Source organism: Halobacillus shinanisalinarum, from assembly GCF_022919835.1.
GTDB classification, from domain to species: domain Bacteria; phylum Bacillota; class Bacilli; order Bacillales; family Halobacillaceae; genus Halobacillus_A; species Halobacillus_A shinanisalinarum.
Map to the genome: position 1 here is coordinate 3,410,818 of NZ_CP095074.1, position 22,058 is coordinate 3,432,875.

Annotated in this window: 25 protein-coding genes and 1 pseudogene; 21 read left to right on the forward strand and 5 right to left on the reverse strand. The window is 39.8% G+C overall.

Features of this window, described 5'->3' with window-relative positions; translation table 11 throughout:
* The first annotated feature begins 87 nt into the window (after nucleotides 1-87).
* Complete coding sequence (locus tag MUO14_RS16890; RefSeq protein ID WP_244751767.1) at nucleotides 88-768, forward strand: HAD hydrolase-like protein; 681 nt, start codon at nucleotides 88-90, stop codon at nucleotides 766-768.
* Nucleotides 769-1,001: 233 nt separating this feature from the next.
* Nucleotides 1,002-1,919: an aldo/keto reductase gene (locus tag MUO14_RS16895; RefSeq protein WP_244751768.1), complete on the forward strand. Its 918-nt coding sequence runs from the start codon at nucleotides 1,002-1,004 to the stop codon at nucleotides 1,917-1,919.
* A gap of 76 nt (nucleotides 1,920-1,995) precedes the next feature.
* On the opposite strand, the gene MUO14_RS16900 is transcribed toward MUO14_RS16895, so the two are convergent.
* The gene (locus MUO14_RS16900) at nucleotides 1,996-2,799 is read right to left on the reverse strand and encodes a C40 family peptidase (protein ID WP_244751769.1); all 804 of its coding nucleotides are present in this window, start codon (nucleotides 2,797-2,799) and stop codon (nucleotides 1,996-1,998) included.
* A 373-nt stretch (nucleotides 2,800-3,172) separates the two neighbouring features.
* Between MUO14_RS16900 and fosM the strand changes: the two genes are divergently transcribed.
* From fosM to MUO14_RS16950, 9 genes and pseudogenes are all read left to right on the forward strand, one after another.
* The gene (gene fosM, locus MUO14_RS16905; RefSeq protein WP_244751770.1) at nucleotides 3,173-3,601 is read left to right on the forward strand and encodes a FosM family fosfomycin resistance protein; all 429 of its coding nucleotides are present in this window, start codon (nucleotides 3,173-3,175) and stop codon (nucleotides 3,599-3,601) included.
* A gap of 10 nt (nucleotides 3,602-3,611) precedes the next feature.
* A complete protein-coding gene (locus MUO14_RS16910; RefSeq protein ID WP_244751771.1) occupies nucleotides 3,612-3,761 on the forward strand; it encodes an NUDIX hydrolase in 150 nt (49 codons plus the stop codon).
* A 177-nt stretch (nucleotides 3,762-3,938) separates the two neighbouring features.
* Entirely contained in the window at nucleotides 3,939-5,477 is a 1,539-nt protein-coding gene (locus tag MUO14_RS16915) for a BCCT family transporter (protein ID WP_244751772.1), read from the forward strand.
* Nucleotides 5,478-5,622: 145 nt separating this feature from the next.
* Nucleotides 5,623-6,102, forward strand: coding sequence for a DUF4183 domain-containing protein (locus MUO14_RS16920; protein WP_244751773.1), 480 nt, complete (start codon nucleotides 5,623-5,625; stop codon nucleotides 6,100-6,102).
* A gap of 250 nt (nucleotides 6,103-6,352) precedes the next feature.
* A pseudogene (locus MUO14_RS16930) lies at nucleotides 6,353-7,500 on the forward strand (IS3 family transposase).
* Nucleotides 7,501-7,651: 151 nt separating this feature from the next.
* Complete coding sequence (locus MUO14_RS16935) at nucleotides 7,652-8,035, forward strand: DUF4183 domain-containing protein (protein WP_244755636.1); 384 nt, start codon at nucleotides 7,652-7,654, stop codon at nucleotides 8,033-8,035.
* Nucleotides 8,036-8,337: 302 nt separating this feature from the next.
* A complete protein-coding gene (locus MUO14_RS16940; RefSeq protein WP_244751774.1) occupies nucleotides 8,338-8,535 on the forward strand; it encodes a DUF2197 domain-containing protein in 198 nt (65 codons plus the stop codon).
* A 38-nt stretch (nucleotides 8,536-8,573) separates the two neighbouring features.
* Entirely contained in the window at nucleotides 8,574-9,101 is a 528-nt protein-coding gene (locus tag MUO14_RS16945; protein WP_244751775.1) for a GNAT family N-acetyltransferase, read from the forward strand.
* A gap of 307 nt (nucleotides 9,102-9,408) precedes the next feature.
* Nucleotides 9,409-9,984 (forward strand): hypothetical protein, encoded by a 576-nt coding sequence (locus MUO14_RS16950; protein ID WP_244751776.1) that lies wholly within the window; start codon nucleotides 9,409-9,411, stop codon nucleotides 9,982-9,984.
* A 465-nt stretch (nucleotides 9,985-10,449) separates the two neighbouring features.
* Here the strand turns inward: MUO14_RS16950 and ald are convergent, their stop codons facing one another.
* Both ald and MUO14_RS16960 read right to left on the reverse strand, forming a co-directional pair.
* The gene (gene ald / locus MUO14_RS16955) at nucleotides 10,450-11,580 is read right to left on the reverse strand and encodes an alanine dehydrogenase (protein WP_244751777.1); all 1,131 of its coding nucleotides are present in this window, start codon (nucleotides 11,578-11,580) and stop codon (nucleotides 10,450-10,452) included.
* Nucleotides 11,581-11,686: 106 nt separating this feature from the next.
* Entirely contained in the window at nucleotides 11,687-12,937 is a 1,251-nt protein-coding gene (locus MUO14_RS16960) for a PucR family transcriptional regulator (RefSeq protein ID WP_244751778.1), read from the reverse strand.
* 243 nt (nucleotides 12,938-13,180) lie between these two features.
* Between MUO14_RS16960 and MUO14_RS16965 the strand changes: the two genes are divergently transcribed.
* The 8 genes from MUO14_RS16965 to MUO14_RS16990 all read left to right on the forward strand — a co-directional run bounded on the left by MUO14_RS16965 (nucleotide 13,181) and on the right by MUO14_RS16990 (nucleotide 18,658).
* Nucleotides 13,181-14,041, forward strand: coding sequence for a DUF3231 family protein (locus MUO14_RS16965; RefSeq protein ID WP_244751779.1), 861 nt, complete (start codon nucleotides 13,181-13,183; stop codon nucleotides 14,039-14,041).
* Between the two features lie 31 nt (nucleotides 14,042-14,072).
* A complete protein-coding gene (locus MUO14_RS24820) occupies nucleotides 14,073-14,189 on the forward strand; it encodes a DUF3231 family protein (RefSeq protein WP_396265848.1) in 117 nt (38 codons plus the stop codon).
* 281 nt (nucleotides 14,190-14,470) lie between these two features.
* Nucleotides 14,471-14,668, forward strand: a complete 198-nt coding sequence (locus MUO14_RS16970; protein WP_244751780.1) for a hypothetical protein — start codon at nucleotides 14,471-14,473, stop codon at nucleotides 14,666-14,668.
* 99 nt (nucleotides 14,669-14,767) lie between these two features.
* Nucleotides 14,768-16,441, forward strand: coding sequence for a peptide ABC transporter substrate-binding protein (locus MUO14_RS16975; protein ID WP_244751781.1), 1,674 nt, complete (start codon nucleotides 14,768-14,770; stop codon nucleotides 16,439-16,441).
* Nucleotides 16,442-16,853: 412 nt separating this feature from the next.
* Entirely contained in the window at nucleotides 16,854-17,405 is a 552-nt protein-coding gene (locus MUO14_RS16980) for a SipW-dependent-type signal peptide-containing protein (RefSeq protein ID WP_244751782.1), read from the forward strand.
* On the forward strand, nucleotides 17,402-17,980 hold the full coding sequence (gene sipW, locus MUO14_RS16985; RefSeq protein ID WP_244751783.1) for a signal peptidase I SipW: 579 nt from the start codon (nucleotides 17,402-17,404) through the stop codon (nucleotides 17,978-17,980). The genes MUO14_RS16980 and sipW overlap by 4 nt, the downstream gene beginning before the upstream one ends.
* Nucleotides 17,981-18,053: 73 nt before the next feature.
* Nucleotides 18,054-18,155, forward strand: a complete 102-nt coding sequence (locus MUO14_RS24620) for a TasA family protein (protein WP_318035976.1) — start codon at nucleotides 18,054-18,056, stop codon at nucleotides 18,153-18,155.
* Complete coding sequence (locus tag MUO14_RS16990; protein WP_318036043.1) at nucleotides 18,110-18,658, forward strand: TasA family protein; 549 nt, start codon at nucleotides 18,110-18,112, stop codon at nucleotides 18,656-18,658. The genes MUO14_RS24620 and MUO14_RS16990 overlap by 46 nt, the downstream gene beginning before the upstream one ends.
* A 260-nt stretch (nucleotides 18,659-18,918) precedes the next feature.
* Here the strand turns inward: MUO14_RS16990 and MUO14_RS16995 are convergent, their stop codons facing one another.
* Nucleotides 18,919-19,191: an OsmC family protein gene (locus MUO14_RS16995; protein ID WP_244751784.1), complete on the reverse strand. Its 273-nt coding sequence runs from the start codon at nucleotides 19,189-19,191 to the stop codon at nucleotides 18,919-18,921.
* Nucleotides 19,192-19,386 carry a hypothetical protein gene (locus MUO14_RS17000; RefSeq protein WP_244751785.1) on the reverse strand — a complete coding sequence of 65 codons (195 nt, stop codon included), beginning with the start codon at nucleotides 19,384-19,386 and terminating at the stop codon, nucleotides 19,192-19,194.
* 496 nt (nucleotides 19,387-19,882) lie between these two features.
* Between MUO14_RS17000 and MUO14_RS17005 the strand changes: the two genes are divergently transcribed.
* Complete coding sequence (locus MUO14_RS17005; protein ID WP_244751786.1) at nucleotides 19,883-20,338, forward strand: SRPBCC family protein; 456 nt, start codon at nucleotides 19,883-19,885, stop codon at nucleotides 20,336-20,338.
* 475 nt (nucleotides 20,339-20,813) lie between these two features.
* Complete coding sequence (locus MUO14_RS17010; protein WP_244751787.1) at nucleotides 20,814-22,028, forward strand: EAL domain-containing protein; 1,215 nt, start codon at nucleotides 20,814-20,816, stop codon at nucleotides 22,026-22,028.
* Nucleotides 22,029-22,058: the final 30 nt, after the last annotated feature.

Here is a 22,058-nt window from a genome sequence, read left to right on the forward strand (position 1 = left end):
CTATCGCCTTTTATTCACCCTGTAAAGAGTTGCTTGAACTATGAAAGTGAGATAATCTTATATCCAACTATTTGTAGGGGTGATACAATGTCATTTTCATTTATTTTCGATATGGATGGAACTCTTTTTCAAACGAATAAAATACTAGAATTATCGCTTCAAGATGCCTTTGACCGTTTAAGGTCTATGGATTTATGGAAAGAGGAAACCCCTATTCAACAATACCGTGAGATCATGGGGGTACCACTTCCAGAGGTATGGGAAACATTGTTGCCAGATCACTCAAATAAAGTTCGAGAAATAACAAATGATCACTTTCATAAGTGTTTAATCGCTAATATTAAAGGAGGGAGTGGCGAACTTTATCCGAATGTAGAGAAAGTTTTGCGTTACTTGAAGGAGAATAATTATCCTATATTCATAGCAAGTAATGGCTTAACAGAGTATCTGAATACTATAGTAGATTATTATCAGTTAAATAACTGGATCGTAGAAACCTTTAGTATTCAAAACATAGCATCACAGGACAAAGCAGACTTGGTTGGGGAAATAGTGAAGAAATATGATATTGATCAAGCTGCTGTAGTCGGTGATCGACTCTCCGATTTCCGTGCAGCGAAAACAAACGGAATGCTTTCTATAGGGTGTACATTTGATTTTGCGAAAGAAGAGGAGCTTCAACAGGCTAACTTAACAATAGATAACCTATCTGAATTGATAGATATATTGCCTCGGTTAAGAGAGGTTGTTCAAAAAGTCAGCAAATGATAAGAAGCGAATCTCTTCGTTGGTTTGCTTTTCAAGGAGATTAAAAAGTATATTCTAGGGTATATTTAAGAAAGGCTAATAATGGAATTGGCTGAGTCTAAAATAGGCAGGACGTACTTCTCCTAGGAAAATGTCCACCTTTATTTCTACTAGTCTCAGAATCTTCTACTCCGTACCATCATTAAACAATCCCTTATAGCAGTATAAACTGCTGATAAAAAGGAGTGCTATTTTTGAAAAGAATCAACTTAGGCAATAGTGAATTAGAAGTTGGAGAAATTTCATTGGGTTGCATGCGGATGCACGAACTCGAAAAAAAAGACGCAGGCTACGTGATTGAGAATGCAATGGACGTTGGGGTTGATTTATTCGACCATGCTGATATTTATGGCAAAGGGAAGTCAGAGGAAGTTTTTTCGAAGGCGATTGACATGAATGACGATGTTCGGGGAAAAATGAAGCTGCAGACAAAATGCGGGATTCGGAAGGGGTTTTTTGATTTTTCCAAAGACCATATTCTGGAGTCTGTTGAAGGCAGTCTGCGACGATTGAAAACCGATTATATTGACAGTTTGCTGCTTCATCGCCCGGATGCATTAGTTGAACCGGAGGAGGTTGCTGAAGCTTTTACAACATTAAAAGAAAGCGGTAAAGTACGTCATTTTGGTGTGAGTAACCAGAATCCGATGCAAATGGAATTGTTAAAAAAGTATCTGAAAGAGGACATGATCGTGAACCAATTGCAATTGAGTATCGTACATACTCCGATGATGGATGCGGGATTCAATGTGAACATGCAGCATGACCCGGCGTTTGTCAGGGATAGTAATGTTCTTGAGTACTGCCGTTTGAATGATATAACGGTCCAAGCATGGTCCCCGTTTCAGCATGGTATGATCGAAGGGCCATTTGTTGGGAATAAGGCGTTCCCTGAAGTCAATGCGAAACTGCAGGAACTTGCTGAGAAAAAAGGTGTGACAGATTCGGCGATTGCTATCGCATGGATTTTACGTCATCCTGCGACGATCCAGCCGGTTGTTGGGACGATGAACCAGGAACGTTTAAGGGACATTGCGAAAGCCTCTGACATTGAGATAACAAGAAAAGAATGGTATGAACTCTATCTTGCAGCAGGAAACGAATTGCCTTAGGTTGTTAACGATTGATATTTTCCATAAAAATAACTTAAAAGCCAGTGCATCATGCACTGGCTTAAGATCTTCGTAGTTATTTAAAGGATTTGACACCTAGATAATGGTTTTGCCAATAGTCTATACTTAGATCAGCTATGACCACACCTTCACTGCCTGCATGAATCATCTGGTTGTTACCAATATAAATCCCGCTGTGGGAAGCTCCAGATGTATCATATGTACCCTCGAAGAAGACAACATCGCCAATACTCGGAGAATCGACGGTTACACCATCATTTTGCCACATGCCACTTTCAGTTCTTGATAAATCCACGCCAACTTGGTCGAATACATAATTGATGAAACCGCTGCTGTCAAAGCCGCTTGGTGTTGTACCGCCCCATACATATGGCGTTCCAAGTACGCTTTTTGCAACTGAAACAATATCGGACTGTTGGGCTGGTGCATCAGAAGCTGTCTCGTTGGACGGTGATTCGTTGTCTTTAGTGACATCTGATGTTGATGATAATGCTGCGGATGTTTTCGAACCTACTAGCCCGTCAACTGTAAGGCCGTGATCAGTCTGGAAATCTCGCACCGCATCTTCTGTGATGGGTCCGAAAATACCGTCCAGATTATAGGTGTAATAACCTTGATCTTTTAGTTTTGATTGTACGGTTTTTACCTCGTCCCCACGATCTCCTTTTTTAAGTAAAGATGTCTCAGAAAGTGATACTTGCTGCTCGCTTTGGGCACCACTACTGGAGCTATTTTGACCGGCAGAATTTGAATTAGCATAAGCAAAAACACTTCCACTTAAAACTGGGGTAAATGCCAGAGTTGTTACCAATGCAGAAGAAATTACATATTTTCTTACAGTTAGACTTGACTTCAACATTAAAAAATCCTCCTCATGAAAAACTTTTAAGTAGTCTAAAAAGGTGACGAGTTAAAAGTGATGACACAGGACAGGGTTCGGCATTGCGCGATAAACTCCTGCGTTATTCGACTTGGTTCGTCAAATTTCAAACTAGAATCTAGTTTAACAGACAAAACTAGCTAATAGATTGCATTGAGATTAAGGTTCGATAATAGTTTTTTTACAATAGGGGAGTACATTCTCCTTCGCCCAACCATGATCAGGTGGTGGAGCTAGTTGAAAAAACTCCTGTAACGTAAGGTATTGTCGATTACGATCTGGAAACACTTTAATTAACCGGATACCACTTGTATGATGGAAATATTAACTAATTTATTCATGAGGTGATAGAGTGACTGTAAAAGGCGTGAACCACTTTCTGTTTTCTGTTTCTAACCTTGAGAAATCTATCGAATTTTATAAAAATGTTTTCGACGCAGAGCTATTAGTTAAGGGGAGGACCACTGCTTATTTCGATTTAAATGGGGTTTGGCTTGCCTTAAATGAAGAAAGGGGGATTCCCCGGAACGAAATATCCTACTCCTACACACACATTGCTTTTTCAATCGAGGAAACAGATTTTGAGAAGATGTACGAAAAACTTGAAGGTTTGAATGTGACCATCCTATCTGGTCGACCAAGAGATCAAAAAGATCAACAATCGATTTACTTTACAGATCAAGATGGTCACAAATTTGAGTTTCACACAGGTACATTGCAGGACAGATTAAACTATTATAAAGAGGATAAACCACATATGAGATTTTATAATGAGAGATAGAGGTGAGTGAATGCCATATGAATATATAAAGGAAATTAGAAGTAAGGTAGGAACCATCCCTTTAGTAGTAAGTGTAGCAGGCTGCCTTATCGTTGATGGGAAAAATCGAGTGCTTTTGCAGCATCGAGTGGACAATGATTTTCTAACCATTCGGCTGTAACTGAAAGTATGACTTCTGCTACCGCCTTTATATCCACGGAAGCAGTTACTGATCGAATTTGAATTTAGCAGAGGCAGACAGCTATTTTTATCAGTTAGGCATTCTATGTTATCCTTTCTCATTTTACGGGTATGAGGAAAAAGCACTGGTAAAGCAGAGAAAAAAAAGGGGGATTCTATGAGTAGAAGGAAATTGATTGATTACAAAATTTTCGTGCCATCATTATTAATTATAATTGGTATCAGTATTCCATTTGCCTTATATGAGACGGAATCATTGGAATTACTCAATGCCATTTTTGCTTATATTGTGGATGTGTTCAGTTGGGGCTATTTATGGTACGGAATCATTCTTGTCATAGCGGGGTTATACTTATCTTTTTCTAAGTATGGACAAGTCGTACTGGGTGATCCGAAAGAAAAGCCTCGTTTTACTCTCTTTGAATATTCGTCCATTCTGATCGCTATGGGAATAGGTTCGACCATTATGCGGACAGGCATGCTGCAGTGGACCTCCGTAGCCAACGATCCGCCAGTGGGAGTGGAGCCTGGATCAGCAGAAGCACTATTGTGGGGGAACGCCTACAGCATGTTCTTATGGGGCTTCCAGGTTTTCGCTATTTTTGTCATGATTGCTCCGGCTATGGGGTATATTCTCCATGTCAAGAAGCGGCCGTTGATGAGGATCTCTGAAGCTTGTCGGGTTATTTTTAGCGACAAGTTTACAGATGGGTTCGGCGGGAAAGTCCTAGATGTCCTATTTCTAATAAGTATTCTGGCAGGTGCTGCTGTCACTTTGGGACTTGGTGCGCCGATTATCACACATAATTTATCCGCTCTTTTAAATATAGAAGTGACATTTGTAATGACCATTATTGTGACTATTGTCTGGGTGTTTTTATTTTCTCTCAGTGCCTACTTAGGAATTGAGAAAGGAATCAAACGGTTAAGCACCCTTAATATGTATTTAGCTGGACTTTTTGCTGTATTTATCCTGTTGGCTGGACCAGACGTGTTTATATTAAATTATTTCTCAGATAGTGTTTCTTTTTTATTAACTAACTATCTCAACATTTCATTAAATACAGACTCGGTGTATCAAGGAGAACCGTCGCACATTCAAAGTAATACCGTCTTTTGGTTTGCGTATAGTGCAACATGGGCTATGCTTCATAGTGTATTTGCTGCCAAAATTTCTAAGGGAAGAACGATTAAAGAAATGATTCTTACGTATCTCTTAGCACCTACTTTGATTTCCTGGATAGCTACAGGAGTGCTGGGCGGCCTAGGTGTCCATAGGTACCTCATGGGGGATTTGTCTGTTTTGAATCTTGTTCAAGAAGAAGCAAGGATGGCAGCGATTCCGGAGATCTTATCCACGCTCCCATTTGGAGAAGTTGCAATTATCATTTTTATAGTAGTCGCACTTATTTTCTTAACGACTACTCTTGATTCAACAACGTACACCGTAGCTGCCTATACAAGTACGAGAGATATGAGTAAATTTGAACCACCGAAAACGTTGCGTATTATTATTGCCGCTGTCATCACGGCACTGTCTCTTGTACTGATGCGTATTGGCGGGTTAGCGCCATTAGAGGTTATTTCAGGACTAATGGGTCTGCCCATTATCATCATTCAATTTATCCTCATCTATGCTGCGAAGCGAATGATCGATGAAGATAAGGCTTGGAAATATAATATAAGAAAACAATAATTGTATGTAAAACCTCTCCTTAGTTTTTAGCTAAGGAGAGGTTTATTTTGACTCCATTCTCTCTACCCTGTCACCCGCACAAGCAATTCGTGTGTAGTTAAAGTAGGATACATAATTATGGTATTCAAGAAAAGGGGGATGGACTATGGGAAAACGGGGTAATTGTTATGGTGGAAGGGAAGGTATTAGAAAATTATTGAACGAAGACTTCTGTGAATGTTGTTGTAAATGTAATCATTGTCACGAAAAACATGAAGAAAAAGTTAAAGACGAGGCTGAAGACAGTCCCTCTAATACAAATTCGTTTAAGCCAACATTTAATCCTTCCATTATGATTAACGTCTTTAACACACCATCCCCCCGTATAGGAGTCGAGACTTTTCAATACATTACCACTGCTGATGAGGGAAAAAAGGTGTATACAAACCAAGAAGCATTAAAACAGTACGGGAGCAGTGAAATACCCGATCCTAACGACGTTTCTTACATGAATCTTTTTATAAATGGAGTGCTTCAACCAGAGATTGTTTACGAGGTAAAAAAAGGCAGCCTATTGTTAAAATCCAGTGATTCACCTCCAAGTGGCGCTCCTATTATACTCTTATTTGTAGTTATCAAAGAATAGAGAGATTTCTTCCCCCTTTTTCTAGATCTTTTCTATAAAATCCGCATTTTTCTAAAATAGAGAATGGGGGTTTGTTCTGTAATAAGAGTTTGTAAGGGTACACTTTCTCGATATGTTTTTTTAATAACAAATTTGTACGCTATATCACTGTTTTTCGTCCAAGCACTATTACTTGAAATTCATATACTACATCGAAGGAAGGAGGATAATGTTAGCCTAGAAATTGGACACAGAGATGGGAGTGTCCAAAATGAGTAAACGTTACGATAAAGAATTCAAATTATATGCGGTAAAAATGGTCGTGGAAGATGGCAGAAAGATTGCGGAAGTGGCAAGGGAACTTGATTTAGTCCATCAGACGCTGAATAAATGGGTAACGAAATACAAGGAAGATAAGGAAGACAGCTTTGTTGGGAGTGGGAACCTAAGTCCGAGAGATGCTGCCGAGTATGAAAAGGATAAGCAAATTCGTGATCTGAAAGAAGAAGTCGCCATTCTAAAAAAGGCGATGGGCATCTTCGCCAAAAATCAGAAGTAATCTACGACTTCATCGAAAAGCACCGACACGAGTTCCGTGTAGCGAAGATGTGCCAGGTATTAGGTGTTTCTAAAGGCGGTTTTTATGAGTGGCGTAAACGATCCCAGAGTAATCAGGAAAGGCGAAAAGAGAAACGGACTGCCCAAGTAAAACGGGTGTATGTGGAGTCTCAAAGAAGATACGGGAGTCCGAAAATTACGAAAGAATTAAAACAACAAGGGTGGAATGTATCTCAAAAGACCGTGACTCGGATCATGAGGGAGAATGGCCTGCGCTCCAAAACCGTAAAGAAGTATAAAGCGACGACAAATTCCAAACACTCTTATCCTATTTATCCCAATCTATTGAACCAACAGTTTCAAGTGAATCGACCTGGGGCCGTTTGGGTGAGTGATATCACATACGTGTGGACAAAGGAAGGTTGGTTGTATTTGGCCGCGGTGATGGACTTATTTTCAAGGAGAATCATTGGTTGGGAAATGAGCCATCGAATGACCAAAGCCTTGACGATCAGGGCTTTACAGAGAGCTATGGATCAACAGCCGCCAAAAGAAGGACTTATTCATCACTCTGATCGCGGTAGTCAGTACGCTGCAAACGAGTATCAAGCGATTCTACGAAACAATGATGTAACGACGAGTATGAGTAGAAAAGGAAACTGTTATGACAATGCTTGTATCGAATCTTTTCACAGTGTCCTCAACAAGGAGCTCATATTCCATGAGAACTATCAAACACGTGAAGAAGCTAAACGAAGCCTATTCGCCTATATCATGACCTTTTACAACTACAAGCGTATTCATTCAGCCATTCAATACATGTCACCTATAGCTTACGAAAAAAGTATATCCAAGAGGTGAAGGCCGGTATAAGTCATTTTAGTTACCCTCTCAAGTAAAGAAGGGGCAAGGGCCCTTCTTTACTTGAGAGGCCAGCAAGCGGAGCGCGGTAGGGGTCTAGATAAATCAACATTTTGAGTGTCCATTTTCTTGACATAAATCCAGGAGAATGATGGCACTACAACTAATGAAACTACTTATAAGTGCTAGTACAACAACCGATGTTGTTCCAACCGATACGAGATTTTTTCATGTAACGACAGGAGAAACGGCTGCCGGTTCTACATTAACTATTGATGCGGCTGACTTTTTTGCAGATGATGGTTCAGCTGTGACAGAGCTTCCTGAGCTTGTTGCCAATAATAGTTATTTCAATGTAAACGTGAATGGTGTTTTACAAATGGAAGGACTATCTACGTACACGGCAGGAGCAACTGGAATAGGATCATTGGCGATTGCAGTACCAGCAGGCGGTGAACCGATTTTAGCAGGTTCCCCGGTCGTTCTGGAAGTATTAAATTATGCTACCGACTCTTCTACAACGGTTACGACCTAGTGTTTTTGTATCGTATTCAGGCATCTCTAAACAGGGTATGTCTGAATACTTTTCCCGTTTTTACATATTTGTAAGGTTTCCTGTTTATTAAGGAAGAGGGAAGGGTGCTGAATAACCCAAGAAGGATAGTACTCGAAAATAGATTTAGAAATTGTTTTGTTCATCCAGCTTTTATTTATTAGCATAAATCCAGTCTCATCATAATCGCGGAATAAGAAAGAGAAGTTTTCTAAAGAAGGGAGGAATAGAATAGACTTTGTAGAATGGTAAGGTTATATAACATGATTTGGAGGAGGTATGGAATGCTGAAGACTATATGCTTTTTTTGCAAAAAGAAATATACGATTGATCGTTCAGATACCCAGTACCAAAGAATTCTAAAGAATCCTGAAGCAAGTTATGTTTGTAAAAGCTGTAACCAATCCATGCAAAAAGAGGCCCAAACGAGTACGGGGTTAAATCCAGGGGACATTGATAAATACGATAAATATTTACGATAAAAGAGAGCGAAGATCAATTTATAGAAGGAATGATAAAGATGTTTAGTAGTAACCGAATACACTTCAGGAAGGTAACTGAAGACGATGCAGCTATTTATCATAGGTGGAGAAATGATCCAGAGGTAATGGAGAACACAAGTCCAAACCTGGATGTCTATACTTTCGAAGAAACTGAAGAATTCATAAGGAGTATTACCGCTTCCTATGATTCAAAATGTTACATGATCGAGCTTAATGATAAAAACACACCAATAGATATAGTTTCTTTAATCCATACTGATTACGAGAATCGAAATGCTGAATGTATAATTGATATAGGGGATAAAGATTATTGGGGGAACGGGTTTGGTCAGGAAGCTATGCAGTTATTGCTACACTATAGCTTTTCAGAGGTGAATTTACATAAGGTGTATTTAAAGGTATTTTCATTCAATTATAGAGCTATTAAATTATATGAAAGATTGGGCTTTGTGAAGGAAGGAGAACTTAAAGAGCATTTATTTAGGAATGGCAGGTGGTATGGAATTACTTTGATGGCCATTTTACAAAAGGAGTATTTTAGCTAAATTTACCATTAGAATTCCTGTTCCAATTGATGTTATATATTTACATATTCAATGTCAAACAAAGTACAACCACCTTACCTTGCCAAGGCAATTCGGTGGTTATTCTTAATACATGCGATGCCCTTTTGAGTCTATAAGGCTGTTGGCGGCATCGTTTAGGATTATTTTAACTTTTGTCGGAAATGACCCATTCGGTTATTTGCCTATCAGCATGAGGGAATACCTGTTTGATGGAAGTTTGAACATCCTCTAATAAGTCTATTTAATAATAGTACGGCTGACTAAACTAGTGAAAAAGGTGATCACTTTGGTCTATGAATTGTTCGGCTTTTATAAGGAAAAATTGTCCTTTTGGAATGTGTATTTTAAACATATGATAAAATGGCTGGTCGTTTCATTGTTTTTGACTGCTGTTGTGATTTCGTTAGGCTTACTATTTGTTTCCTTTTGGAGTGAGGTACAGTGGTTCATTCTGTTGGCCTTTATCCCTAATGTATTATTGATGCTATATGTAAAGAGGGAAAAGGGCAGAATCGCCAAAGAAGTATATAACCAAGATTCACCTAAGGGCGTTTTTAACAAAAGAAAAGAAGAGTTCGCAGATTACTTGGAGCAGAAAGGTATTGTAGAGCCCCATCAGTTTGAGTATTTAATTGAGCTAATCGATAAAAATGCTCAGGATTTAAAGGTTCCTTTCCTAATCAATTGGGGGCTTATTGCTGCCGTCATAGCTCCCATTTGGATCCAGTATATTACTTATATTTTTACTAACGAGATCAATAGTTTAGAAGAAGCTACCGTGTCATTGGGGCTTTTATATTGTTTATTGTACTGCTGCTATATGTTGGTTCGATCGTTAGGTCATTCGTTGTTGGTGAATTAGTGAACGGTGAATATAATAGAATGAAGCAAATGGGTAATATGGTGAGAGATATCTATCTTATTAAATTAAGCCAGGGAAGAAGTGAATGAAAATAGGGGCTGCGTGCTTTAGTGCAGCTGGGACAGACTACATATTTTAAAATGACTGTCTTTTAACAGAATAGGCTTTCGGCTAGCCCCCATCTTACATCGCTGAAGGGGATGTGTGGCCTGTGAGCACTAGCATGCTAATTGTTTCGATCATTGCTTTAGTAGTGGCGATTATGCGCATAAAAAATAGACTCCCTATTCTGGCACGAATAGGGAGTCTATTTTTTCAATCTAGGCTGCACTTTGTTCAAAGAGCAACTATCCAGGGATCACAAGCCGCAAGCTGTTGTCAATCTGTTTATGTGTATCCTTTTTCTGCATTTATCATACACATTTTTAGAAAAAAGTTTACCTATTTGACGACAGACCTTATTTCCTATGCGTGCATATTTTCTCTTAAAGCATGTTTAACATGTACATACTCGTAACCAAGGTCGCGTGCTACAGCCTCGTAGGTGAGGTTTCCATTGATGGTATTGAGACCTTGCTCAATGGCTTTATTTTCTTCGATGGCTTTTACAGCACCTTTAGAAGCAATTTGTAACGCATACGGAATCGTCACGTTCGTTAATCCGATCGTAGCTGTGCGCGGGACGGCACCTGGAATATTCGCGACTGCATAATGAAGCACGCCGTGTTTTTCATAGATGGGATCATCGTGTGTTGTGATATGGTCGACGGTTTCGAAATTGCCGCCTTGGTCAATCGCGACGTCGACAATCACAGAGCCCTGTTTCATGGATTTGACCATATCTTCTGTGACGAGTTTAGGTGCTTTGGCTCCAGGAATAAGGACAGCTCCTATGACCAGATCAGAATCCTTCACCGATTCCGCAATGTTGTAAGGGTTCGACATGAGTGTCTGTACGTCGGATCCGAATAAATCATCCAACTCGCGTAAACGGTTTGGGTTCAAATCGAGGATGGTGACATGAGCTCCGAGTCCTACAGCGATTTTTGCCGCATTTGTTCCGACGATTCCGCCGCCAATGATAGTTACTTTTCCGCGATTGACTCCGGGAACGCCACTTAAGAGAATTCCTTTTCCGCCAAATGACTTTTCAAGGTACTGGGCACCGATTTGTGAAGCCATACGACCGGCTACTTCACTCATCGGTGTAAGAAGCGGCAGGGAGTTGTTGACGGTGACCGTCTCATAAGCGATGGCAGTTACTTCGTTTTCAACTAGAGCCTTCGTCAACTCTGGCTCTGCTGCAAGGTGCAAGTACGTAAACAAGATCAACCCTTTACGGAAGTAGCCATATTCAGAAGGGAGGGGTTCTTTCACCTTCATAACCATTTCTGCTTTCGCCCAAATGTCTGAAGCGCTTTCAATAATGGTGGCGCCAGATGCTTTGTATTCTTCGTCTGTAAAATTACTGCCGAGCCCTGCACTTGATTCGATCAGGACGGTGTGTCCAGCTTTGATAACATTGACTACTCCAGATGGGGTAATTGCCACACGGTTCTCATTGTTTTTAATTTCCTTTGGTACGCCGATAATCATCTCTATTCCCAACCTTTCTTTATTCTTGTTACAGCTAGTATATCTTGCTGTTTTGGTTTTTGGTTTAGGGAAAATACACAAAATGAACGAGATGATTTGTGTAAAATCACAAATCATCTCGTTCCATTTCATCTATGAGTAAATCTAAGTATAACGTCGTCTTCTGATTGGGGTCTTTTAAATCAATCGAGCCAATTTCCTTTATCCTCTTCAGGCGGTAATTCAAGGTATTGGTATGGATATGCATTTGTTCAGAGGCTTTATGGACGTTACTATTGCAGGATAAATAAACCCTCAACGTTGTGACGAGTTCCGATTTGTTCCGCTCATCGTATTCATATAACTTTTTGAGAAAAGCATTTTGATATTGCTCGCGGCTGCGAAGGGAGGCCAGCTCATTGATGAATTGATAGAATCCGAGATCTTGATAGCTGAATACGTGGTTTAGGGCTTTAGGGAATTGGTTTTTCAGCTCGAGTACCTTCAAGGCTTGCTTGTAACTATCGCTAACATATTCAGGGGAGTCGTAGATTGATCCAAACGATCCCTTCACGTCTTCGAATTGCAGCCGCTCCCTCATTTTTTGTGTGAAATCAGTAATGAAGGAATGACAGATGCGTGCAGCGTCTTCCTCCTCGCTCGATCGCACCAGTAAGATGAGCTGGTTCTCATCAAAAAGTCTGCTGACGATCCGGGTTTGCTGAAGCGTTTCGGTCAAGTAATAGGCGTGTCGTTCGACTGATTGATTCATATTCTCGTCAAACTCAAATACAGCTACACATAGCTGTCCGGTTATTTTTGTTCGGAACCGTTTAGCGTGACGAACGATTTCTGATTTGTGCCGTAGTGTGCCAGTTAGAAGCTGCCAGAAAAATTCCTTCTGGTTTTCTTCAGACTTCCTTTTTTTTAATTGATGATGAAGAAGGTGGTGACTGACAAGCTGTGCAGCATCCTTGATCAGCTCCAAATGATGATCTGTAATCTTCACATCATTTGCTTGGGCCCAAATAAATCCGAGCATGTCTTTATTTTTTCGGACGGAAACAGCGATTCGGTTCCCGAGCCCGATTTCGTCAATAGGGGGAACGACAACTGGTTCTCCGCTTTCGAATAGCTTCGACATAACCCCGTGCTTCCACAAACCGTTAATGACACGTTCAGGAACCTTGCGTCTCATGATGGTAGCCGTTCTTGCTTCATCGACATTATGTTCGTGTTTACTATAAGAAACGATCCGGTGGTTGGAGTCTTCAATAGTGACAGGGCAGCCTATAATCTCTGCGATGCGATCTGCCAAGCCTTCTGGAGAATCCGGGCTATCGGTAAATCCGTTTAAACGATTCGATGAATGGCTCATACTGAGGCTCCTTCACTTCATAGATATCTTCATCTTATCATGGTTCTTAGGAGGGCAAAACACCTAGTTATAAATTGGAGATAGGGATAACTTTTGTATTATCGTATGATGAATACAGGCATTTTCTTATACAGGTACGAACACAAAATGGCTTAATACATTCTGTCTCCTCTCCAAAATGTATATTCATAGAAAACAAGCTCAAAATAATGGCTATACTCTTTTTATAGGAGCTGGAACCCTTTGAAAACTAATCAAACACAATTAACGGCACCTGAAATCGCAAATCTTTGGATATCTTATCAAAATGATTCGATGTCGTTTCATATGATTTCCTACTTAGCGAAGCATACGGAGGATCGGGAAATACGTTCCGTTTTAGAATACGCTATTCGCCTCTCAAAAGAACATGTTACTAAGGTCACTCAAATGTTAAAAAAGGAGAAGTATCCCATCCCTGCAGGTTTTACTGAAAATGATGTTAATATTGATGCACCGCGATTATACTCGGATAATCTGTGCCTCTATTATATGATTGATATGGCGAAGTTCGCTTTACCTGCTTACGGTCTTGCATTATCGATAACGACACGTGATGATGTAATGGCTTTTTATTCAAGGTGTTTAAATGAGACACAGGAACTTTTTACAAAAGCGACAAAACTAGCCATAAAAAAAGGGATTTATATTTTTGCTCCTACTATTCCCACGCCAGATGAAATTGATTTTGTCAAAAGGCAGGATTTTTTAGCAGGTTGGTTCGACAGGCGTCCTCTGCTTGGGATTGAAATTTCTGATCTAATCTATAATACCAAGCGGACTGCATTAGGAGAAGCACTGGTTACCGGTTTTGCTCAAACAGCAAAAGCGACCGAGGTTAGGAAGTACTTTGAGCGCGGAAAAAGAATGACTAAAAAGCATTTTGAAACATTTAGTTCTATCTTATTAGAGGGTGACTTACCTCAAGGATCAAACATTCTCACGTCGGAAGTTACGACTTCGACTATCGCTCCTTTCTCGGATAAAATGATGATGTACCATGCGACAACTTTTACAGCTTCTGGCGTAGCCCAATATGGTTTTGCGGTATCAATCCAGTCCTAGGCGTGATCTCGGTCTATCTTATACGCGTTTAATGGCGGATACCGCTCTTTATGCTGAAGATGGTTCAAATATTATGATTGATAACGGTTGGCTGGAGCAACCCCCTGGAGCAGCAGATCGTAAAAAAATATCCCAAAAAAAAGAGTGATCGTGATGAAAGCACTTAAAAAGTCTATTTATAGTGTGTGTTCAAAAACGAAGGAGAACGTCGACAAAAAACGTCACATCCTGTGACAAAGTCGACACTACCACGTTCCTTGTGCGTCGCAAGAAGTTCGAGGCGCGAAAGTTTTGAGGACCGCAAGCCGTATGCCTTTCCTACGTGAGGACCGGAAAAACCGAGCAACGAAGAAATTCGGCGTTTATCATTTGGTGACTTTTTGAACATCCTCTATTACAACTAAAAAACGTTTCTCAGTGTCCTTGATCGTGATGGAGAAATTGTTTGGAGTATTGTCCCCTTGGCTTGCCAATTATCTAATGGTAAATACATCGATTGACGACCAACGATCTGGAAGCACCGCAGAAACCATCGCGGAGATGATCGAAATGGCTGGCTATAAAAATATTCCTAACGATAATAAACCAGGCCCTCCTTGTGGAAAACTTAGCAGGGAGATAAAGTAAACGTAGGAGACTGAGCTCCTTTTGAAGGAAGTCTTTTGAAAGCGGTTTCATATATTGGTATAATTACTTGGAAGATAAATATTTTTGGGGGTTTTTTAAATGAAAAAAGCAAATTGGTTATTTTTAGCACTCGCGCTAGTACTAAGCGTGACCCTTGCTGCTTGTAATGGGGGAAGTTCAGAAGAGACGAGCTCAGATAGCAGCAGTGAAGGGGATGCAGAGGGATCTGGTGATAGTGAACAGGTTCTTAACATCATTGAAACTGCGGAAATTCCAACGATGGACGCCTCACTTGCTGCCGATGCAGTGACCATGCAATGGTTAGCAACCACGACGGATGGGCTTTATCGTCTTGGGGAGAATACGCAGCCAGAGCCGGGCATTGCTAAAGAACATACAGTGAGCGATGACGGTCTGACTTGGACGTTCACTTTGCGTGAGGATGCGACATGGTCGAATGGTGATCCGGTTACAGCACACGACTTCGTCTTTGCGTGGCAGCGTGCAGTTAATCCAGATACAGGGTCTGAATACGGGCCGTATATGATGGGTGGCGTTATTAAAAATGCTACATCAATCTCGGAAGGGGAAACACCTGTTGAAGAACTCGGTGTTAAAGCTGTAGATGATTATACACTTGAAGTAAACCTTGAAAAGCCAACACCTTACTTTGAATCTATGACAACGTTTGGAACGTTTTTGCCACTTAATCAAGAGTTTGTAGAAAATCATGGGGAGGACTATGGCCTAGAAGCGGAAACGCTCCTTTCGAACGGTCCATTTGTCCTTTCTGAATGGAACCACGGACAAGACTTTGTACTTAAGAAAAATGAAAACTATTGGGATGCGGACAAAGTAAAGCTTAATCAAATCAACGTAAGCATTGTTAAAGAAACAGCTTCAGCCGTTAATTTATATGAAACAGGCGAAATTGACCGGGTGAATTTAACATCGGAATTTGTGGATGAATACCGTACCTCAGAAGAGTTCCGTACCATTGAAGAACCGACTGTATTTTATCTGAAATTAAATCAGGAGCATGAAGTTCTTTCTAACGTTAATGCGCGAAAAGCACTTCAACTCGCTATAGATCGCCAGAGTATGGTAGATGTCATTTTGAACAACGGTTCAATTCCTTCTGGTGGTGTTGTCCCTGCAAGCTTTACCCAGCACCCGGAAACGGGCGAGGACTTCCGTGAAATTAACGGGACACTAGTTGAATCAAATTTAGAAAAGGCGAAAGAGTTATGGGCTAAGGCAAAAGAGGAATTAGGAGTTCAAGAGGTAGAGTTAGGTTATATTGGCGGTGACACGGAGGTATCACAGAATCTTGACGCTTATATTAAGGACCAGCTTGAACAACTTGAAGGATTGACTATTAACGTTGAGAGTCTTCCTTTCCAGGTTAAACTGGACCGTGATAAATCGATGGATTACGATATCCAGAGTACGGGCTGGGCACCAGATTACATGGACCCAAATACATTTTTAAACATATGGGTAACAGACGGCGGCAATAACAAAACTGGCTATTCCAGTAAGGAGTATGATGCCTTAATAGAAAAGGCTGGAGCGGAACTAGCCCAGAAACCTGTTGAACGCTTTGAAACCTTCCTTGAGGCTGAGAAAATGCTCATACAGGAAGATGCCGTTCTTGTACCCCTTTATCAACGTGCTTTAGCACAGCTTAAGAAACCTTATGTAAAAAATGTATCAGTCAATCCAATGAGTCCTGATTATACGTACAAATATGCATATATAGAAGGGAAATAATTTATAGTCAATAAAAATCGAAGAGAATCCAGTTGTGAAACCATAACTGGGGTCTCTTTTCCTTTGAAGTGGTTAGAACAGCCCCCCTGATTCATAGATGAAAAACAAATAAAACACCTCTCATTTGTCATGATGAGAGGTGTTTTAAATTTTTATTGAAGAGACATCTACCAAGAACTTTATTGTCATGGCCCCTGACGAATATAAGTGCTCTAATTGATATACCCGTTTTAGTATAGACGGATTTTTTGTTTTGTAAAAAACATTACAATTCACCTATCATACCACCCTACTTTTTGCTTATTTTGTAATTTTCTGAAATAAAACGAAGGAATTTGTAATAAAACTGCGAATAGAAATACTATAAAGTAAAAAAATGGAGAGAAACTACGAATATTCACTCTTGGTGTTCATGAAAAGGGAGGTATCAGTCAACATTAGTAAGCGAGTAAGAACTTTTATACATAAACACTGGATTCCCATCTTTTGTACGCAATTAGGCCTTATCCTTTCTATTACTTTTATCGGCTTCATGAATGTAACTACAGCAACTAATGCTTCCTTCAACGATACAGAAAAGACATTTGGCACCATTACGGCGGGAACATGGGAAATTGAGAAAGAGAAGGCGGAGCCAGAGCCAGTCAAAGAAGATAAACAAAAAACAACTGATAAAGATAACCAGCAGAAAACCACTGATAAAGAGGACAAACCAAAGAACAATGAACAAACAGAGACGAAAGAAGTAAAGAAGGATAAAAAAGTCGTAAAGGAGGATCAGGCAGCTGCAAAGGAAAAAGAAACTGCAAAAAAAGACCGTGAAGAGGAAGAATCTATTAATAATGAACCAGTCAGTGATAGTCAGTCCGTGGAAAAGAAAGAGGAGGAAAAGGACCAGGAAAAATTAAATGAAAAAGACGTTGAAGATAAAAAGCAGTTACATAAAAGCGAGGGGAAAAAATGACTTTCCGTACACTTAAAAAATGGCTAAGTAGCGCAGTGACCACTATTTTATGTATCATATTAATTTTTATGGCTTTTGTTGTTATTTCATCAAAGGTCTCTGGTAGTGAACCTAGCATTTTGGGTTATCAATTTAAGTCGGTTTTATCAGGTTCGATGGAGCCGACTTTTCAGACTGGGTCGGTCATTGCAGTAAAACCCGTTAAAGAGACATCCCAATTACAAAAAGGTGACGTAATTACTTATAAGGTAGACAAAGCAACAACTGTCACTCACCGTATCTACGAGGTTAAGGGTACTGATAACCAGCCAAAATATATTACAAAGGGTGACAACAACGAAAATCAAGATTTAAAACCCGTTCTCCCAGAGAATGTTAAAGCTGTTTATACCGGATTTTCCGTTCCATTTCTTGGCTATTTTATACACTATGCTCAATCGAAAGAGGGAAGCGCACTACTCATAGTCCTACCAGGAATTCTACTAATTATCTATTCTGTCATCATGATTTGGAAAGCCTTTAAAGAAATTGATGAGCCTAAGAAAAAGGAAGGAGCATCAACAACTAGCGTTTGATATCCCATAAAGGGGTTCAAAATACTAAATATCACCTATTCCAAGAGTAGGAAGAAAGGGGAATGTTAAAGTAATGGGCATTAAAAAGAAGTTAAGCTTAGGCATTGCATCTGCAGCACTTGGATTATCATTAGTAGGGGGGGAACGTACGCATACTTCAGTGATCAAGAAGTAACCAACAATACATTCGCGGCTGGGACATTGGACCTTTCCACAAGTGAAACAAATATTATTGATTTGGATAGCATGAAGCCAGGCGACAAGGTTATCCGGGAATTTAATCTAAGTAATATAGGTAATCTTGATATGAGCGAGATCGTCTTGAATACGGAATATAGTGTTACGGATGTAAATGGGGATAATACAGGTGACTTTGGCGAACAAATTGAACTAAGTTTTCTTATTAATGACTCTAAGGATTATACCGTTGTCTATGAAACCACATTGGCAGAACTTTCTCAGGAATCTCTTAACCTTGTAAGAGCCAATGTAATTGACCCAGAAGTTGATGGTCACGGAGCTGGATTAGAAGCAGGCGAATCAAACTTATTTGCTGTAAAATTTGAATTTGTTGACAGTGGTGAGCCACAAAATCAATATCAAGGGGATTCTATCAATCTTAAGTGGATATTTAATGCTAAGCAAAAAACTGGCGATTTAAGTTTACCCAATGAATGATTTTTCGTATTAAAAGGTCTCAATAGGTTTATTCAAGTTTAATTACATACCTTGGGATACCGTCAGCAAAACGAAAGGGGCAATCTGATTTTTTCAGTATTGCCCTCGTTTTAATTCGCGTTATCTCCAATTATCTTCCTTGTAGTCGAAAACAGCGAAACAGACTGACTATATTTAGACTGTCCGTTATTCAAGTTTTGCGCTTCTTAATGAAATAAGATAGATCAAAGAGGATAATGGATAAGAAGAAGGTCCAAGTTCTAATCCAATTCTTTAATTTCCCAATCATAATCAATTTGTACACTGCCCTTCAACGTTTGGGCAACTGGACAGTTACGTTCAAATACGGATAAAGCCCGTTCTGCTTCTGAACGTTTATCTTTCGGGATTTCAAGTTGAAAATGGATTTGAATATGTGTGATTTTCATTACACCTTCAGGAGCATCAATGGTACCTTGAGCCTCTGCCTGTAGTTTATCCGGTGATGTTGGAATTTTGCGCGCCTCCAGCGCGCCAGAAAGTGTCCCGGTCATTCAGCCAGCAGCTGAAGCGACGATATGATCAAGGGTCGACGGGTGTTCTACTTCTGGTTCTGCTTTGTAAAAGTCCTTCACGCCGCCATGAATGCCGTAGTGAAAAGGTTCAGCAAAATTGCCGATGTATGCACGGCGATTCGGCGGATCATCCTGATAAATGCGAACTTTAGAAATCTCAATTGGTTTAGCCATGTCAATCTCCTTTCTTCTATTATTATTTCAATACCCGTTTTGCAGTTTTTTAAACAGTAGGGTAATAGATTTGAAAACAGAATCTCATTTGACTTCACCATTTGGGATTTATCCTTATAACCTTGCCTTTTTGTAAGTATTTTCAATTAAGGGGAAATTATAAAGGTGTAAAGATAGCTTTTTTTAATACGAGGCCGTTGAAAAAATGACGTTTGTTCATTTCTACAAGGAATGTATTTTGGCATTTTCGTTATGTATGAAATAACCGATGATTTTTGTGTGCAAAGACCTCATATATACTCTGCAACGTCTTATTTCTTACTAGCTGTTTATTGATAACCGAAAATAAAGTAGAAGTGTTATTCTCAGGTCTATAGATAAATGGGGTTGAAGATAGTAGAGGAGAAGCCGCTCGTGACTGTACTCAGTCTGTTTGTAGCGGAAGCGATTATTAACCTGCAACAATAAATGTAAACCATCGGAAGGGGAGAGTGTTTTGAAAATATATGTGATGAAGACAAGACAACAGCTTCCTATTACAGTGGATCGAGCTTGGACCTTTTTTTCTAATGCGGGAAATTTATCAGACATTACGCCACCTTGGATGAAGTTTGAGGTAACTGGCGAGTTGCCTGAACAGATGTACCCAGGCATGATTGCAACCTACCGTTTACAGCCATTGTTAGGGGTTTCCTTGAATTGGGTGACGGAAATCACTCATATGGTGGAGGGAAAATACTTTGTAGACGAACAACGCTTTGGCCCTTATCGCTTTTGGCACCATCAACATCACTTTAAACAGCTTGAGCACGGGATGGAAATGATCGATATTGTTCATTATGCCCTTCCTTTTGCAACGGTTGGACGGATCGTACACAAGGCTAGTGTCGAAAAGAAACTAGCTGAGATTTTCCGATATCGACGTAAGAAGCTTGATAAATTATTTAAATGAGTACAACATTCACGGTGTTGGATCAGGTAGGTCAAATGTAACACCTCCAGCAAAGAGAGGTGTGTGGGTTCGTTATTTGTTTCTAGAGATCTTTTTTCTATTTAGGGCAAGAGACGGCTGCTCTAACCACTTATTTTTTGTCATAAGATTAAACCACTCTTTTGAGACGGCCAAATCTTTCGTTATGGATTTTTCAAAATCCAGGACAAGGTCTGCTTTCATTACCCTTTTTTAGCGTTTTCTAATATTACGGATATATTATAGGTACATTGATTGGGGTATGATTTACTCACCAATAAAGGCTGCTTTGTGAAAAAAAGTAGTGGAAAAAATGGTCGACTATATTCAGATTCTAACTCCTCTTCATTAGGGGGCTTTTGATGTGTAAAAATTATTTCCGTGGTAAACTTTAAATGATGTGTTTCATCCCAAGCAGAATGAGTTTTTATAAAACCGAGTGAAAGAGGGGAGACTCATGGATCCGTTAGATATTGTTGAGAATCTGCATAACATAAAGCCTGTGTATCAACCAATTGTCAGTGCTATTAAACACGATGTGATCGGATATGAAGTGTTAGGCCGATTTCATGATACGGAAAAATGGATGAGCCTCGGCCCTTTTTTTCATGATAATGATGTACCAGACGAGTTCAAGGTTGAAGTAGATCAACACTTATTACAAATAGCTATCTCAGAAATTCTCGAGTCAAACAAAGAAGGTCTATTGTTTCTCAATCGAAACGCCAAGCAATTAATGGTTAATGATGGGGAAGACTTGCTAGAAACATTGCTTATGTTTGAACAAAAAGGATTTTCCATGAACCGAGTTGTCATTGAGCTTACAGAACATGACTTTGATGAAGAGTTTGAAGTTCTTAGTCACTTACTTCTATACTACAAAACATATGGGATACAAATTGCTGTAGATCACGTAGGTGCTAAAAGCTCTAACATAGATCGAATCCGCCAGCTTGAACCCAACATTCTAAAAATAGATACTAAGATGATCCGTAAGCATAACTCTGACGGGTTTCAAGATATTATGTATTCACTATCGATGTTAGCCCACCGCATAGGTGCTGCCTTGCTATTTGAAAATATTGAGGATGATTTTCAGCTATACTTTGCCTGGAAACATGGAGGACGCTATTATCAAGGGCACTACCTGGCCAAACCAGGATTTGAGCTCGTTACAAAAAATTTACTTTCATTAGATATTGGGGAAAAGGTTACTGCCTATATCTTACGAGAGAAATCTTTGGTAGAACAGCGACTCACCTTCACCTTGTCCTGGGAACAAAAGGTGAAAGGACTGCTTCCTAAATGGGAGGGAGCTAGAAAGGTAGATTCGTTTGTGGAGTTTGTGACGGATCAATTTGATGAAGAAAGCTTTCGCATGTTTGTTTGCAACAGTGACGGTCAGCAAGTGTCTTCAAACTTTCGCAAACGAGAACAAATATGGGAGCTTGAACAAGATAAAAAAGGCTCTAATTGGGCGTTTCGTCCCTATTTCCTAGAAAATGTAATGCAAATGAAAACGTGGAGGAAAGGGATCTTGTCCGACATCTATTCAGATATTGAGACAAAGGATATGATTCGCACCTTCAGCTTTCCATTAAATGATGAACATTTTTTGTTTATAGATATACGATATTCCTTTATCTATGATAATGAATGTTTACTCGTATAAAGGACCGGGGAGGTTTAACTTCTAGGCAGC